Raw genomic sequence first — 14015 nt, 5'->3', positions numbered from 1 at the left:
TACTTTTTTTGAGATCTATTCAAATTCTATTAATAAGTCATCCACTTTTATAGCTTCCCCATTACTAACGTGAATTGCTTTGATTACGCCATCAAATGGAGCTTGGACAGTTGTTTCCATTTTCATTGCTTCAGTAATGAGAAGGTAATCACCTTTTTTCACTTTATCGCCTTTTCCACTGATTATGTTGAGCACTGTACCAGGCATGGTAGCGCCTATGTGTTTTGCATTCCCTTTGTCTGCCTGCTGTTTCGTAACAAGTTGTGACTTTACATTCTCATCCTTAACAACTACTTCACGCGACTGTCCATTAAGCTCGAAATAGATAACACGGGTTCCATCAGCGTGAGGCTCTGATACGGAAAGTAATTTTACAATAAGTGTTTTCCCCTGTTCAATCTCTACCTCTATTTGTTCGCCTAATTTCATTCCGTATAAAAATGTTGGTGTATCAAGTACGGACATATCCCCGTATTTTTCATAAAAACGATGATAATCCATGAATACCTTTGGATATAGCGCGTAAGATATCATATCGAAACTTGTTACTTGTCGATCTAATGTTTTAAATAATGATTCTTTTAATGATACAAAATCGACCGGTTCTAAAAGTTCACCAGGGCGAACTTTTATAGCTTTTTTTCCTTTAAGTATAATTCGTTGAAGTTCCTTAGGAAACCCTTGGTATGGCTGTCCTATATAACCTTGCGCAAATTCAATAACAGAGTCAGGAAAGTCAATCGATTCTCCGCGTTCATAAATATCATCTTCAGATAAATTATTTTGGACCATAAATAAAGTCATATCTCCAACAACCTTTGAGGAAGGTGTAACCTTGATTATGTCACCAAACATTAAGTTTACATTATGAAACATTGTTTTAACTTCATTCCAACGTTCTTCGAGCCCAACAGCTTTTGCCTGTTGCTTCAAGTTACTATATTGTCCACCTGGCATTTCATGGTTATATATTTCCGTGTGCGGAGATTTCATACCACTTTCGAAGTCCTGATAATACCCACGAATTTCTTCCCAGTAGTAGGATAGTTTTTCATACGAACCTACATTGATTTTAGGCTGCCTTTTGTTCCCCTCTAAGGCATGATAAAGTGTTTGTGCACCTGGTTGCGAAGTAAGTCCCGCCATTGGTCCGTTAGCTACATCGACAACATCAACCCCTGCTTCGATCGCTCGTGCGTACATATAATTACCATTTCCACTTGTATCATGTGTATGCAAATGGATAGGAATTGTAAGTGATTCCTTTAACGTGGAGATTAATTGATACGCTGCTTCAGGTTTTAATAAACCAGCCATATCTTTAATTCCAAGAATATGTGCACCTGCCTGTTCCAATTCTTTTGCTAAATTTTTATAGTAGTCAAGATCATATTTCGTGCGGCCTTTATCTAGAATATCCCCCGTATAACACATGGAAGCTTCAGCAATTTTATTTGTTTCGCGAACGGATTGTATAGCTAACTTCATACCTTCCACCCAGTTCAGACTATCAAAGATTCTGAAAACATCTATTCCCGCTGATGCACTTTTTTCAACAAACTCTTTAATCACATTATCTGGATAGTTTTTATATCCAACTGCATTACTGGACCTAAGAAGCATTTGGAACAACACATTTGGCATTTTTTCCCGTAATTTCAATAACCGTTCCCATGGGTCTTCTTTTAAAAATCGATAAGCAACATCAAACGTCGCTCCTCCCCACATTTCAACAGAAAATAACTCTGGTAACAAGCGTGCAGTAGGCTCTGCTATTTGCAGTATATCCTTGGTACGAACACGTGTCGCAAGTAATGATTGATGCGCATCCCGGAATGTAGTATCTGTAAATAAAACTTCTCTCTGATCAAGAAGCCATGAAGCAAGTCCTTCAGGCCCTTTTTCATCCAAGATTTGCTTTGTACCATGTGGTATATCTTGTAATCGATCCACCTTTGGTATTGGTGGTGTTATAAATGATGGTTTTTTCTTTTTACTTAGACCTTCAAACCCATTAACAGTGGTATGACCAATATATGAAAGCATTTTAGTTCCACGGTCTTTTCGTTTTGGAAAAACAAATAATTCTGGAGTATGATCGATAAACGTTGTACTATATTCGCCAGAAATAAAATTAGCGTGGCGGATCACATTTTCTAAAAATGGAATATTGGTTTTAATACCACGAATTCGGAACTCTTTTAAATTACGAACCATTTTGTTAGCTGCTTGATCAAAAGTTAATGCCCAAGTAGATACCTTTACTAACAAAGAATCATAATGTGGAGAAATCTCTGCACCTTGAAATCCATTACCAGCGTCTAAACGAACACCAAATCCCCCACCAGTTCTGTAGGCCATGATTTTTCCAGTATCTGGCATAAAGTTATTTAATGGATCTTCTGTTGTTACCCGTGATTGAATAGCATATCCATTTGTTTTTATATCTGTTTGAGCAGGAATTCCAATGGATTGATCGTGAATATCCATGCCCTCTGCAACTTTAATTTGTGTCTGAACAATATCAATACCTGTTATTAGCTCTGTGATTGTATGTTCAACTTGCACTCGTGGATTCACTTCAATAAAGTAAAATTCATTGTCCGTAACCAAAAATTCAACAGTTCCCGCATTTACGTAATGGATGTTCTTCATTAATTTAACTGCCGCATCACATATTTCTAAACGTAATGCATCCGGTAGCGATACACTTGGAGCAACCTCTACTACTTTTTGGTGACGCCTTTGAACGGAACAATCCCGTTCAAATAAGTGAACAATGTTTCCATTACTATCACCAATAATTTGAACTTCAATATGTTTCGGGTTTTCAATTAACTTCTCTACGTATACCTCATCATTTCCGAATGCTGCTTTTGCCTCTGATTTTGCTCGGTCATACGCTTCTGAAAGACCGCTTTCACTACGAACAATGCGCATTCCTCGACCACCACCGCCAAGAGACGCCTTAATTATGATTGGATAACCAGCTTTTTCACCAAAAGCTTTCACCTCGTCAAGCGTTGATACAGGACCATCAGTACCAGGGATAACTGGTAACCCTGCATTTATGGCTTGTGATCTAGCCTTAACCTTATCTCCAAACATGTTTAAATGTTCACTGGTTGGGCCAATAAAGACTAATCCTTCTTCCTCACAGCGTTTAGCGAAATGAATGTTTTCTGATAAAAACCCATATCCGGGATGTATGGCATCCACCCCAACATTTTTTGCAACTTCAATTATTCCTTCAATATCTAAATATGCTTCAATTGGTTTTTTTTCTTCACCAATTATATATGCTTCATCTGCCTTATAACGATGGAAAGAACCTGAATCTTCTTTTGAATATATGGCAACAGTTCGTATATCTAATTCCGTACAGGCCCGAAAAACTCGAATTGCAATTTCGCCTCTATTTGCTACTAAAACTTTTTGTATTGGTTTTAACTTGACCATGAACTTCCTCCTCTATTGAATGTCTGATCTCTATTAGTATCTTGATTAACCTTAACTGGTTCTTGATCCTTTTCCTTAACTGATTTTGCAATGTTATTTAATATACCCATGGAAGACATCATCACCAAAAGCGATGATCCTCCATAACTGATGAATGGTAATGGGACACCAGTGATTGGTAAGAGTCCACTAATCGCACCAAGATTAATAAATGCTTGTACACCTACCATCGATGAAATTCCAATTGCCAGTAACGCTCCGAAACTATCCTCACATTTCCGTGCGATAAAAATCCCCCGTAACACAATTATTGCTAACATACCTATCACGATAATTACACCAATAAATCCAAGCTCTTCAGCGATAACCGCCATAATAAAATCAGTATGGGGTTCAAGCAAATAACCAAGTTTTTGTACACTTTGTCCTAAGCCTTCCCCTGTAATTCCACCTACTCCAATTGCTAAATACGACTGTATTAAATGATACCCATCAGTATTTGGGGTTTCAAAAGGTTGATATGCGCCAGTAAACCTGGCAAGTCGTTCATCTGTTACCATTTGAGGTATTGCCAAAGCAATTATAATTAACCCGAGTAAAATAAGAATAGACAAATGTCGAAATTTAATACCAGAACTAAAAATTACGGAACACGCAATTAAGAAAATGATTGCAGCTGTACCAATATCAGGCTGCAAAAAAATTAAACCCAAGATAATTCCTGTCATAATTAATGGTGGTACTACACCTGTTTTAAAATCATTTATGTATGATTGTTTTTTTGAATAAATACTTGCCAAATACATAATCAATCCAATCTTTGCAAATTCTGCAGGTTGCAAACTGACAGGTCCAAAATCGAACCAGGACTTGGCATTGTTTACTTCCTTACCAATGATTAATACACCAATTAATAACAACAGAACAACTAAAATAATTATCTTCATCAATTTTTGGTAGTATCGATATGGAAATACACTACAAATAATAAAACCGATCATACTAAGAACAAACCATTGTATTTGCTTAAAAAAGTAGTGCGTACTTTCAAATCCATCCATAACAGCTATTACCATACTGGCACTGTAGATCATAACAATACCAAAACCCGATAAAAGTATGGGCGTAATAATAAGTGTAAAATCGTATTCTTTTAATTTTTGTATCATCGTACTTCTCCCTATTTTATGTAATTAAGCAATGACGAAATAGAGATTTCCAGTAGTATAACACATTAAATTTAATAATGTAATTTATTTTTCTGAAATCTTTTTTTGTCGAATTGCTTCCCCATACTTTCTAATTGTATCATGTAATTTCCCTCAATTTTATATTAAATTTATATTAAAAAAACCTTGCCCAATTTATGTCGGCAAAGTTTTGCTAAGCTATCAGATACATACACAAAACAACGTAACAATATTTTGTTAAACTGAGTTCTGTGCTGCTTCATGCAATATATTTAGCTGCCTCTCTAGATTTTCAAGAAGTGATTTCCCTTCATCTTCACTGATTAAATCCAAGCGCACTGCAAAATCAATCTCTCTTGAAAGACCAAACATCTGAGTATCTAGCACCTCTTCATATAAAGGACATTGTGGCATAGTTAAATTATCGATTTGTACCTCGATAAGCTTTAAAATTTTATCAGCGTCTGCCTTAAGCAGGGCATGCGCTTTTTCACGATGATTTACGGTCACTTCAGGAATCAATTGAATCCCTCCAATTAAAAGACTATCTTATAGTTTATATTATCGTTCAAAACGATAAATTGCAAATAAAATTAATAAAACTATCCATTTCATTTAGCATATACATAAGCATATTTAAAGTGTTTATGATAAAATGAATACCGTGAAAAATTAATTTAAGCTATTATTTTTTATACACGAGTTGAAAGGTGGAAATATATATATGATTGTACCAATTACAGGTAATATTACTTACTCCATTACATTAGATCCTACCGTCTGGATTTTTGATGACCGCAAAATAGAATTTGAAAAAGCATTTGATAATGTTTCAGATGAACCTGAGGAGGATAATGAATTAGAAAATGCATCTAAACGCTGGAACCGAGCAGTATATCAACAAAACATAAATCCTCCAATAAATAAAAGTATTTCTAAACTTGAAGGTAAAAAGATTTTAGAAGGTACATATGTCATGCCAATAGCAACGTTTGTAGAGCATGCAGAAGCAAAGAACGATGCAAAAACTGCTACATTAATTGTAGAGGTTGGTAAAGATGTTACCATATCATTAGAAGAATTAAACAATTCCTATTTGTTATTTGCGGTTGATGGAAAGCCTATAAAAGATGATGGGCCAGTTCACCTCTACCATAAAGATGGTTCAAACAAGGACAATCCAATAAAGTCCATTAAAAAAATTGTGATTAACTAAATAGTGTAATGCTTCCATAAAGCTGTTGCTAATCAAGCAACAGCTTTTTTGTATAATTTATCAACCAAAAACAAAATATAAACATAGTACATTTCTTTTTAATCAAAAGAAAAGGAGGCACGACAAATGAAACTAGGCATTCGTTCAGGAATATGTATTGTAATCACTTGTTTTATTATTAGTGGATGTCAATCTGATAATGAAGATATATCCATGTCTGACGAAAAAACGAATGATCGTTTTATCCAAGTAGAGGATTCAGACCCCACCAAAAAACAATCATTAAGTAATAAAGAAATTGCTGATCACTTGGCTTCCCTTGCTGCTGATGTTGGTAATGTTAATGATGCTTCAGCAGTTGTTGCTGGACCTTATGCAGTTGTTGGTATTGATGTGGATAAGGACTTAGATCGTTCTAGGGTAGGAACCATCAAATTCACCGTATTAGAAGCCCTGCAACATGATCCATATGGAAAAACAGCTGTTGTTGTTGCTGATGGTGATATTACAGAAAGATTACGGCAGATGAGAAATAAAATGCAACAAGGTTATCCAACACACGGTGTAGTAGATGAATTATCTGCAATTGTTGGTAGATACATGCCAGATTTTCCTATTAATGAAAACCAACCAAAAGAACCAGATCAAAACAAAAAGGTTTTACCAAAAAAAGATGAGAAGAAACTAGATGATATCGAGGAAGATCAATCAAATCATCAAAATAACGAATAAATTAGTTATTAGTAAGAAAAAAAGTTTCCTGATTATCGTAAAATAATCAGGAAACTTTTTTAACTTGTAGTTGTTTTGTTTTTCTCTTCCTTGACTTCATTGTAGTAATTGACACCGAATTGAGACCCTTCTGAGACCATTTTAGAATTTTCAAGCTGTGAACGGTCGTTATTTTCAACCTGGTCTGGAATACCAGCATCATCTAATGTTGTTTCTTTATTCATATCTTTAATTTTTGATGTAGTATTTTTCACTGTTGTTTTTATCTTGTCGCGTTTTTCTTTATCCTTTAAAACAAATCCTGCAACACTTGCTCCAACAGCACCTACACCCGAAAGTAAATATCTTTTTTTCATCTAATCGCCCTTTCGCTTCGTTATTTATTTATATGTTCCCCACTTATTTTTTTCTAAAACATACAATAATTGCATCTTCAATCCAATTGTTTCCTATGTTATAATTATATTAAAGAGCCTAATTTGAGGTGAAACTATGCAAGTTAAATGTGTAATCTGTGATCACATAGAATCTATCGATGACCAATCTCTTCAAGCTAAACGATTGAGGAATCGTCGAATTCATATGTATTTATGTCAACCATGCTATAAACGAATTGATGAAAAGACTAAAGAAAGACATGCCTCTGGAAATTTTCGGTTGTACAGAAAGCAAAAACAAAAGGAAGATCTAATATGAAAAATACCCACTCAACTTCGAGTGGGTATTTTTATTACACGTCTTGTTTTCTTTTTCTTTCTTGATGTAATCGCAACCGGTATATCCCTAGTACAATCGATATAATAATTAAACTTTCCGTTATTGGCAGTCCAAAAATACTAAAAATCGTTAATATATACGTTCCAACTGCAAGCATAATATATACAAAAATGGTTTTCAATAATGGTAACTGCCTTGCAAAGCCCAATTTAAATGCGATTGAACCAAAAATGAGGTTCAGCACATATAGTATTGTAAATATATGATCCGTGCCATATTGCGATAAGATAAATTCAAAAATTGCACTATTGTTCGAATCCATTTGTATCCCCCGTTGTTATTAATATGTACAGCAATTAAGCTCTTTACCTATAATACTAAATCTTTGTCTACCTCGCTAGTTAGAACATGTGTTCGCATGCAAGATGAACGTTTTGAATAAATAAAGGGAATGATATATACTGTTTGATGTATTTAAATTTGAGGTGAAATCATGAATAAAATAAATTATCCCATGTTGCTTTTAGCTTTTCTAGTAATTTTGGCTTTTTTCTCAGTTGGAATAGGAATTGCACTTCGAAATATTTGGTTGATATTATTCTTTATATTACTTGGCTTTGCAATTATGGGGTTTGGTCTAACATTAAAACGAAAAAGAAAGTGACTTCTTAACTTGGAGTCACTTTTTTCCTTTTACTATATAGTCTTTAATAATCGTTTCCTGAATAGAAGGATTACAAACAAGAATCGAATTAGTATCAACCATATTGACATCCTCACCAATCACATTTGTTGTTACACCACCGACTTCATTAACAATAATCATTCCTGCAGCAATATCCCACGGAGATAATCTCATGGTTAAATAACCATCAATAATTCCTTCTGCAACATAGGCAAATTCCAAAGCAGCTGAACCGTATGTACGTGTCCCTCTTATTGTACGAACTAATTGTTGCATCACTTTTTCATCAACAAGTCGATTTTCACAGAGCCAAAAGTGATTTAAGCCAATCATTGCTTTATCAATATCAATATGTGGCTCTAAATTAGGTATTTTTGCTTCATTCTTATAGGCGCCTTTTCCTTTTATAGCACTATATAATACATCATCCATTACATTATAAATAAAGCCAACTTCTCCTATCCCGTCTTGATAAATCCCAATCGATATTGCAAAATTTCTTTTTTGTTGCACAAAATTCATCGTTCCATCAATTGGATCAATAATCCAAACCGTGCCATCTAGTGATTTAACATCATCACCAAACCCCTCTTCACTCAGTAATAAATGGTGCGGATATTCTGTTTTAATTTTATTCACAAAAAATTTCTCGGTTTCTTTATCCATTGTTGTTACAAGATCATTTGCGTTCGATTTCGTGTCCACGATTAATGGGTCATTTATTTTTCCCCGAATAATTTTACCTGCTTCAAGGATCCATTGTTTTGTATTATTAAAAATTTCATTACGATTTAATTCAGTCATTACTAATCCTCCAACTTTTAATCTCTACCTATCTTACCAAATTAAAAAACCAACCACCAAGTATAGCGACTTAAGATGTGGTCAGTTTAAGGATATAAATTATTCATTTTCAATTGAATTGAGCTGGATTCTTAGTTGTTCTAATCGCTCTTTTGCTTTTATTATCTCTACCTTATCATTTGCTTGTAATGCATCAAATAACGATACAAGTTCATAGTCAATTTCCATTCGGATTACAGGTATCTTTTCTTGCGCTTCTTTCCGCCTCAGTGCTTCCATAACATATTTCATTTTTCTCATCCTTTCAGATGCTTTTATTATATATATGATATCCAGCAAAAATTGGTTAATAAATTTTACTATTATTGTAAAATTTATTCCCTTATAGCTATGTTCGTAAACCTATGTATACAAAGTATCTTTCTTGACTACATGTGTTTTTTCCTTAATAATAACTATTATAAATAACTTACGAACGAAAAAAGGGGACTACTTCATGGCATTTAGAGGATTTGCTAAGAAAGACTTTCAAACATTTACGATTAATGGATTAGATAACAGAATGGAAGCAATAAGAGAACGCATCCAACCAAAGTTCCAAACAATTGGTGATGCATTGATGGATGATTTGTCCACTCTGACAGGACATGACATGAATTTGCATATCGCACAACATGCTAGACGAACCGTTAATCCGCCTAACGATACATGGATGGCTTTTTGTCATAACAAGCGGGGATATAAACAACATCCCCATTTTCAGATTGGCTTGTTTGATGATCATTTATTTGTTTGGCTAGCATATATCTACGAGCTTCCAAATAAAAAAGAAATGGCTGAATCATTTTTGAATCACATTAATGATATAGAAAAAACGATTCCAACTAATTATGTAGTTTCGCTTGACCATATGAAAAAAGATGCTACCACTCTAAAAGATTTAGATCTAAAAAAGTCACTGGAACGTTTTCGTAACGTTAAAAAAGCAGAATTTCTAATTGGTAGACACTTCCGAGCAGATGATGCCCTACTCAAGGATGGAAAGGCCTTTTTAAATGAAGTTAAAAATACGTTTGAAACATTAACACCCATTTACAAATTATCGATGTCTGAAGCTATAATTAAATAAGATGGTTGGTACTTTTCACCAACCATCTTATTTTTCATCTTACTTCTTTTGCCTGTTTAATAACGGGGAAAACTTTATAGCCAGAAGCAGTTTCAAATTCTCTGAAATAGGTTTTTTCTTCGCTTTTAGATGGAACGATTTCTTTGAAACGTTTGTACGCGCCTAAAATTTCGTTGTCATCAGCTCTCTGTTCATAATGTTTTTCAATTACACTAAAAAAATGGACGACATCAATAATTTCTTGTTTTGACCACAGTTCATTTAATGGATAATGGTAATTCATTACATTTTCACCTCGTTACATCCATTTTTGTCTTACTAGCTCTGCATCCTTGATCATGGCTGATAGTAATTCATTAACGGTTGGAATATCATGGATTCTCGCAGCAATTTGACCTGCCCAACCAAATCCTTTTGCATCATTTCCATCATAAATATAATCCGTGTTTGCTTCTCCACCTATATATGGCTTTAATGTTTCAAAAGTAGCGAGATCCGCTTCTAGATCTAGTATTTGTTCAGTCCATGCATTTTTTAATGCCCGTGCAGGTGTACCAAGTGAACGTTTGATAACAACGGTAGCATTTTCATCCGCATCTATTAAAGCCTGTTTATATGATGGATGTGCATCCACACATTCTTTTGTAGCAATAAACCTTGTTCCCATTTCTACACCTTCAGCACCTAACGCAAGTGCTGCCATCATGCTCTTACCATCCCCTATTCCACCTGATGCTATAACTGGAATAGAAACATGTTCCACTACCTGAGGAGTAAGTATAAACGTTCCAATGTCACCACGCCCAAGATGGCCACCACCCTCTTGTCCGACAACCATAACTGCATCAGCACCCAATTTTTCTGCCTTTTCTGCTTGGCGTCTAGCGGCAACCAGTACAAGTTTTTTAATCGGGTGGTGTTTAACCATATCTAATACACCCCTAGGGTTTCCACCGGTAACTGATATAACGGGTACCTGTTCGTCTATTGCCACTTGTACCATATGTTCAAATGGGCGTCCATGCTGCCCGATGGCAAAATTTACGCCATAGGGTTTATCTGTTAATGACTTCACTTTGCGAATCTCTTCGCGCAACCTCGTTTCGTTCGGTAAACTCATCGCAGTGATTTGCCCCAGTCCCCCTGCATTTGAAACGGCAGCTGCAAGATCAGCATATGCTAGATATGCAAGTCCTCCTTGAATAATTGGATATTCAATATCTAATAAGTCTGTTACTCTAGTTTTCCATTTCATCGTTTATTTCTCCCTTCAGGTAAATAACTACTCGTATGTATACCCTTAATGCTAGCATAATTTGAACAATTATGGCTACTTAGTAAACTAGATTTTTACACTATAATTTGCTATACTACGTTGGATATTTTAAAACGTAATATGGAGTGCTGACGATGAATGACCAATCACAAACACCATTATTCAATGGTTTATTAAATCATATAGAAAAAGATCCAACACAATTTCATATTCCTGGGCACAAACAAGGAAAAGCAGTTGAAGAATCATTTCGAAACTTCATGGGAGAGAATGCATTTAAAATAGACCTCATTAATATTGAACCACTAGATGACCTACATCACCCACGTGGCATGATTAAAGATGCCCATGTACTTGCCGCAGAAGCATTTGGTGCAGATTATACATTCTTTTCTGTTCAAGGAACTAGTGGAGCTATTATGACGATGGTATTAAGTGTATGTTCTCCTGGAGATAAAATAATTGTACCGAGAAATGTTCATAAGTCTGTAACATCAGCAATCATTTTTTCAGGATCGACACCTATTTTTATCCATCCAGAACTGGATCACAGATTGGGGATTTCCCATGGTATTACCCCCAAAGCGGTCCGACATGCATTAGAAGCTCATCCTGATGCGAAAGCGGTATTAGTCATTAACCCAACATACTTTGGAATTGTTGCTGATTTGCAAGAAATAGTGGAAATCTCTCATAAGTATGATGTACCAGTTTTGGTAGACGAAGCTCATGGCGTGCACATTCATTTCCATGATAAACTACCTCTTTCATCCATGCAGGCTGGTGCTGACTTGGCTGCTACAAGCGTTCACAAATTGGGAGGATCCCTTACGCAAAGCTCTGTGCTGAATTTGAAAGGAAACAGGGTGTCACATGAGCGTGTCCAAACCGTGATGTCAATGCTGACAACGACATCTACATCCTATCTTTTATTGGCTTCATTAGATGTTGCTAGAAAACGACTAGCTACGAATGGGTTCGAATTAGTAGAATATGCAATAAATCTAGCAAACCATGCTCGACATGCCATAAATCAAATACCCTATTTATATTGTGTAGGAAAAGAAATTGTTGGCAGTGAAGCAATATATGACTTTGATCCAACAAAATTAATTATATCGGTAAAGGATCTAGGAATTACTGGTTACGATGCAGAAGTTTGGCTGCGGGAAAACTACGCAATTGAAGTAGAATTATCCGACTTGTACAACCTTCTTTGCATTATTACACCAGGTGATACCATGGAAACTGTACAAATTTTAGAAATCGCATTAAAACAACTAGCGAATGATAAGATGAATCATCGTGCTGCAAGTGAAATAACAGTATCTATTCCAGATATACCTTTGCTTGCCCTATCCCCCCGCGATGCATTTTATGCTGAAACTGAAGTGATTTCTTTTACAGATTCAGCTGGAAGAATTAGTGCAGAATCGATCATGGTATATCCACCTGGAATACCCATTTTCATTCCGGGAGAAATAATAACAGAAGAAAACATAGCATACATTCATAAAAATATTAATAACGGTCTACCTGTACAGGGCTTACAAGATGAATCCTTAGAGAGCATACACGTTATTAAAGAACATCGGCCATTTAAATAAAGTAACTTTCTCTTAATACTAAAAAAAAGTTGCATTTTATATTATGCAACTCTTTTTTTATAGTATGTTATTTACAAGTCGGACAAGCGCCATAAAGGGTTGTAACTTTTTCATCATCAAATTGCTCAATAATTTGTTGACAGCCTTGACAAATGATAGTTCCCATTCAGCCCAACTCCTTCGTGATTATTATGATTTCGTATACCTATTATAATGTGTCACATTAAGAAATTCAACCCTTAATTAGTATAACTTATTCATCTATAATACATACTATTAATTTATATAAAAAATTGTTCATAAAAAAACACCCAATATTTTGAGTGTCTTATCGGTACGCTATTTCGTTTTAATTGCATGTGGATCAACAATTTCGAAGCCTTGATCACGCAATCCCAGTACAATACCGTTTAGCGCTTCTGAAGTCCATTCCCGGTCATGCATTAATAAGTTTGCCCCATCAACTAATAAATCTGTATGAACCATAATATCTGTTATCGCTTCTTTGGTCATGTATTCCTTATTCCAATCATATCCGTATGACCAATTCATTAATGTCATACCTTCTCCTTGTGCAAGCTGTCTAGTGTAATCTGTATTTGCTCCATTAGGGGCACGGAAAAACACTGGCTTTTCACCTATTATTTCCTCCACTAAATTATTAAGCAGAAGAATCTCTTCCTTTTGTTCTTCCTTTGATAAATCAGGTAAAAACGGATGACTATATGTATGGTTGCCAATCATAAAACCCATATTATGAATTTTTTTTAAGTTCTCCTTCTCCTCGGGAGTGTCTAAAAAGTGACCATTTACAAAAAAGATTGCGCCTGCATTTAATTCCTTTAATGTTTTTGCCATTTCAACCGCATATTTATCTGGTGCATCGTCAATTGTAAGTAATACAACTTTTTCCTTTATAGATTCATTCAATGGCTGAACTAACCAATTATTTTGGTTGATTTTATATTTTGGTTCTGTAATTACAGGTGCAGGAGCGGCGACTTCTTTTTCTGTCTCCTCTTTTTTCTCTTCTTGTTTATTTCCATCTTCCTGCAATTGGTCTTTTTCTTTTTCTTCTTTCTGATTTTCTGAATCTCCACTTACAGCTAGCCCGCCATTCGAGCATGCACTCATAAAAGCAACAAGCAATAACAAGCAGATAATAGTAATTTTTTTCAATACCGTTTCCCCCTAAGATGT

The 14015-nt window shown here is 35.1% G+C and carries 17 protein-coding genes; 6 read left to right on the top strand and 11 right to left on the bottom strand.

Annotation, left to right across the window (positions count from 1 at the left end):
* Nucleotides 1-15: 15 nt before the first annotated feature.
* The 3 genes from pyc to AC3G7N_RS02995 form a co-directional block, all read right to left on the bottom strand.
* Nucleotides 16-3459 carry a pyruvate carboxylase gene (gene pyc, locus AC3G7N_RS03005; protein ID WP_489420663.1) on the bottom strand — a complete coding sequence of 1148 codons (3444 nt, stop codon included), beginning with the start codon at nt 3457-3459 and terminating at the stop codon, nt 16-18.
* Nucleotides 3447-4628: a putative lipid II flippase FtsW gene (gene ftsW / locus AC3G7N_RS03000; protein WP_489420662.1), complete on the bottom strand. Its 1182-nt coding sequence runs from the start codon at nt 4626-4628 to the stop codon at nt 3447-3449. The genes pyc and ftsW overlap by 13 nt, the downstream gene beginning before the upstream one ends.
* Nucleotides 4629-4886: 258 nt before the next feature.
* A complete protein-coding gene (locus AC3G7N_RS02995; RefSeq protein ID WP_489420845.1) occupies nt 4887-5168 on the bottom strand; it encodes an Fpa/YlaN family protein in 282 nt (93 codons plus the stop codon).
* A 205-nt stretch (nt 5169-5373) separates the two neighbouring features.
* Between AC3G7N_RS02995 and AC3G7N_RS02990 the strand changes: the two genes are divergently transcribed.
* A complete protein-coding gene (locus tag AC3G7N_RS02990; protein WP_489420661.1) occupies nt 5374-5865 on the top strand; it encodes a hypothetical protein in 492 nt (163 codons plus the stop codon).
* A 126-nt stretch (nt 5866-5991) separates the two neighbouring features.
* Nucleotides 5992-6597: a YhcN/YlaJ family sporulation lipoprotein gene (locus tag AC3G7N_RS02985; RefSeq protein WP_489420660.1), complete on the top strand. Its 606-nt coding sequence runs from the start codon at nt 5992-5994 to the stop codon at nt 6595-6597.
* A 59-nt stretch (nt 6598-6656) separates the two neighbouring features.
* On the opposite strand, the gene AC3G7N_RS02980 is transcribed toward AC3G7N_RS02985, so the two are convergent.
* Nucleotides 6657-6953, bottom strand: a complete 297-nt coding sequence (locus AC3G7N_RS02980) for a YbyB family protein (protein WP_489420659.1) — start codon at nt 6951-6953, stop codon at nt 6657-6659.
* 136 nt (nt 6954-7089) lie between these two features.
* Here AC3G7N_RS02980 and AC3G7N_RS02975 point away from each other — a divergent pair, with 136 nt between their 5' ends.
* Nucleotides 7090-7293, top strand: a complete 204-nt coding sequence (locus tag AC3G7N_RS02975) for a YlaI family protein (protein WP_489420658.1) — start codon at nt 7090-7092, stop codon at nt 7291-7293.
* Between the two features lie 34 nt (nt 7294-7327).
* On the opposite strand, the gene AC3G7N_RS02970 is transcribed toward AC3G7N_RS02975, so the two are convergent.
* Nucleotides 7328-7636, bottom strand: a complete 309-nt coding sequence (locus tag AC3G7N_RS02970) for a YlaH-like family protein (protein ID WP_489420657.1) — start codon at nt 7634-7636, stop codon at nt 7328-7330.
* A gap of 171 nt (nt 7637-7807) precedes the next feature.
* Here AC3G7N_RS02970 and AC3G7N_RS02965 point away from each other — a divergent pair, with 171 nt between their 5' ends.
* On the top strand, nt 7808-7978 hold the full coding sequence (locus AC3G7N_RS02965; RefSeq protein ID WP_489420656.1) for a DUF5325 family protein: 171 nt from the start codon (nt 7808-7810) through the stop codon (nt 7976-7978).
* A gap of 15 nt (nt 7979-7993) precedes the next feature.
* On the opposite strand, the gene AC3G7N_RS02960 is transcribed toward AC3G7N_RS02965, so the two are convergent.
* Nucleotides 7994-8803: an inositol monophosphatase family protein gene (locus AC3G7N_RS02960; protein WP_489420655.1), complete on the bottom strand. Its 810-nt coding sequence runs from the start codon at nt 8801-8803 to the stop codon at nt 7994-7996.
* Nucleotides 8804-8902: 99 nt separating this feature from the next.
* Complete coding sequence (locus tag AC3G7N_RS02955; protein ID WP_089532742.1) at nt 8903-9094, bottom strand: YkzI domain-containing protein; 192 nt, start codon at nt 9092-9094, stop codon at nt 8903-8905.
* Nucleotides 9095-9299: 205 nt separating this feature from the next.
* Here AC3G7N_RS02955 and AC3G7N_RS02950 point away from each other — a divergent pair, with 205 nt between their 5' ends.
* Nucleotides 9300-9932 carry a YktB family protein gene (locus AC3G7N_RS02950; RefSeq protein ID WP_489420654.1) on the top strand — a complete coding sequence of 211 codons (633 nt, stop codon included), beginning with the start codon at nt 9300-9302 and terminating at the stop codon, nt 9930-9932.
* Nucleotides 9933-9966: 34 nt separating this feature from the next.
* On the opposite strand, the gene AC3G7N_RS02945 is transcribed toward AC3G7N_RS02950, so the two are convergent.
* Both AC3G7N_RS02945 and AC3G7N_RS02940 read right to left on the bottom strand, forming a co-directional pair.
* Complete coding sequence (locus AC3G7N_RS02945; RefSeq protein WP_489420653.1) at nt 9967-10215, bottom strand: UPF0223 family protein; 249 nt, start codon at nt 10213-10215, stop codon at nt 9967-9969.
* 15 nt (nt 10216-10230) lie between these two features.
* Entirely contained in the window at nt 10231-11187 is a 957-nt protein-coding gene (locus AC3G7N_RS02940) for an NAD(P)H-dependent flavin oxidoreductase (protein ID WP_489420652.1), read from the bottom strand.
* A gap of 155 nt (nt 11188-11342) precedes the next feature.
* On the opposite strand from AC3G7N_RS02940, the gene AC3G7N_RS02935 reads away from it, so the two are divergent.
* The gene (locus AC3G7N_RS02935) at nt 11343-12815 is read left to right on the top strand and encodes an aminotransferase class I/II-fold pyridoxal phosphate-dependent enzyme (protein ID WP_489420651.1); all 1473 of its coding nucleotides are present in this window, start codon (nt 11343-11345) and stop codon (nt 12813-12815) included.
* Between the two features lie 67 nt (nt 12816-12882).
* Here the strand turns inward: AC3G7N_RS02935 and AC3G7N_RS02930 are convergent, their stop codons facing one another.
* Together AC3G7N_RS02930 and AC3G7N_RS02925 are read right to left on the bottom strand one after the other, a co-directional pair.
* Nucleotides 12883-12981: a GapA-binding peptide SR1P gene (locus AC3G7N_RS02930; protein ID WP_489420650.1), complete on the bottom strand. Its 99-nt coding sequence runs from the start codon at nt 12979-12981 to the stop codon at nt 12883-12885.
* Nucleotides 12982-13154: 173 nt separating this feature from the next.
* A complete protein-coding gene (locus AC3G7N_RS02925) occupies nt 13155-13994 on the bottom strand; it encodes a polysaccharide deacetylase family protein (RefSeq protein WP_489420649.1) in 840 nt (279 codons plus the stop codon).
* Nucleotides 13995-14015: the final 21 nt, after the last annotated feature.

The organism is Virgibacillus carmonensis (assembly GCF_057836705.1).
Note: the sequence above shows the minus strand (reverse complement) of the source record. Positions and strands in the feature narration are given on the sequence as shown.

Bases quoted from the DNA above. Each gene is read 5' to 3' on its own strand.
- pyc (WP_489420663.1), bottom strand. From the start codon at position 3,459: ATGGTCAAGTTAAAACCAATACAAAAAGTTTTAGTAGCAAATAGAGGC.
- ftsW (WP_489420662.1), bottom strand. From the start codon at position 4,628: ATGATACAAAAATTAAAAGAATACGATTTTACACTTATTATTACGCCC.
- AC3G7N_RS02990 (WP_489420661.1), top strand. From the start codon at position 5,374: ATGATTGTACCAATTACAGGTAATATTACTTACTCCATTACATTAGAT.
- AC3G7N_RS02985 (WP_489420660.1), top strand. From the start codon at position 5,992: ATGAAACTAGGCATTCGTTCAGGAATATGTATTGTAATCACTTGTTTT.
- AC3G7N_RS02980 (WP_489420659.1), bottom strand. From the start codon at position 6,953: ATGAAAAAAAGATATTTACTTTCGGGTGTAGGTGCTGTTGGAGCAAGT.
- AC3G7N_RS02975 (WP_489420658.1), top strand. From the start codon at position 7,090: ATGCAAGTTAAATGTGTAATCTGTGATCACATAGAATCTATCGATGAC.
- AC3G7N_RS02970 (WP_489420657.1), bottom strand. From the start codon at position 7,636: ATGGATTCGAACAATAGTGCAATTTTTGAATTTATCTTATCGCAATAT.
- AC3G7N_RS02965 (WP_489420656.1), top strand. From the start codon at position 7,808: ATGAATAAAATAAATTATCCCATGTTGCTTTTAGCTTTTCTAGTAATT.
- AC3G7N_RS02960 (WP_489420655.1), bottom strand. From the start codon at position 8,803: ATGACTGAATTAAATCGTAATGAAATTTTTAATAATACAAAACAATGG.
- AC3G7N_RS02955 (WP_089532742.1), bottom strand. From the start codon at position 9,094: ATGAAATATGTTATGGAAGCACTGAGGCGGAAAGAAGCGCAAGAAAAG.
- AC3G7N_RS02950 (WP_489420654.1), top strand. From the start codon at position 9,300: ATGGCATTTAGAGGATTTGCTAAGAAAGACTTTCAAACATTTACGATT.
- AC3G7N_RS02945 (WP_489420653.1), bottom strand. From the start codon at position 10,215: ATGAATTACCATTATCCATTAAATGAACTGTGGTCAAAACAAGAAATT.
- AC3G7N_RS02940 (WP_489420652.1), bottom strand. From the start codon at position 11,187: ATGAAATGGAAAACTAGAGTAACAGACTTATTAGATATTGAATATCCA.
- AC3G7N_RS02935 (WP_489420651.1), top strand. From the start codon at position 11,343: ATGAATGACCAATCACAAACACCATTATTCAATGGTTTATTAAATCAT.
- AC3G7N_RS02930 (WP_489420650.1), bottom strand. From the start codon at position 12,981: ATGGGAACTATCATTTGTCAAGGCTGTCAACAAATTATTGAGCAATTT.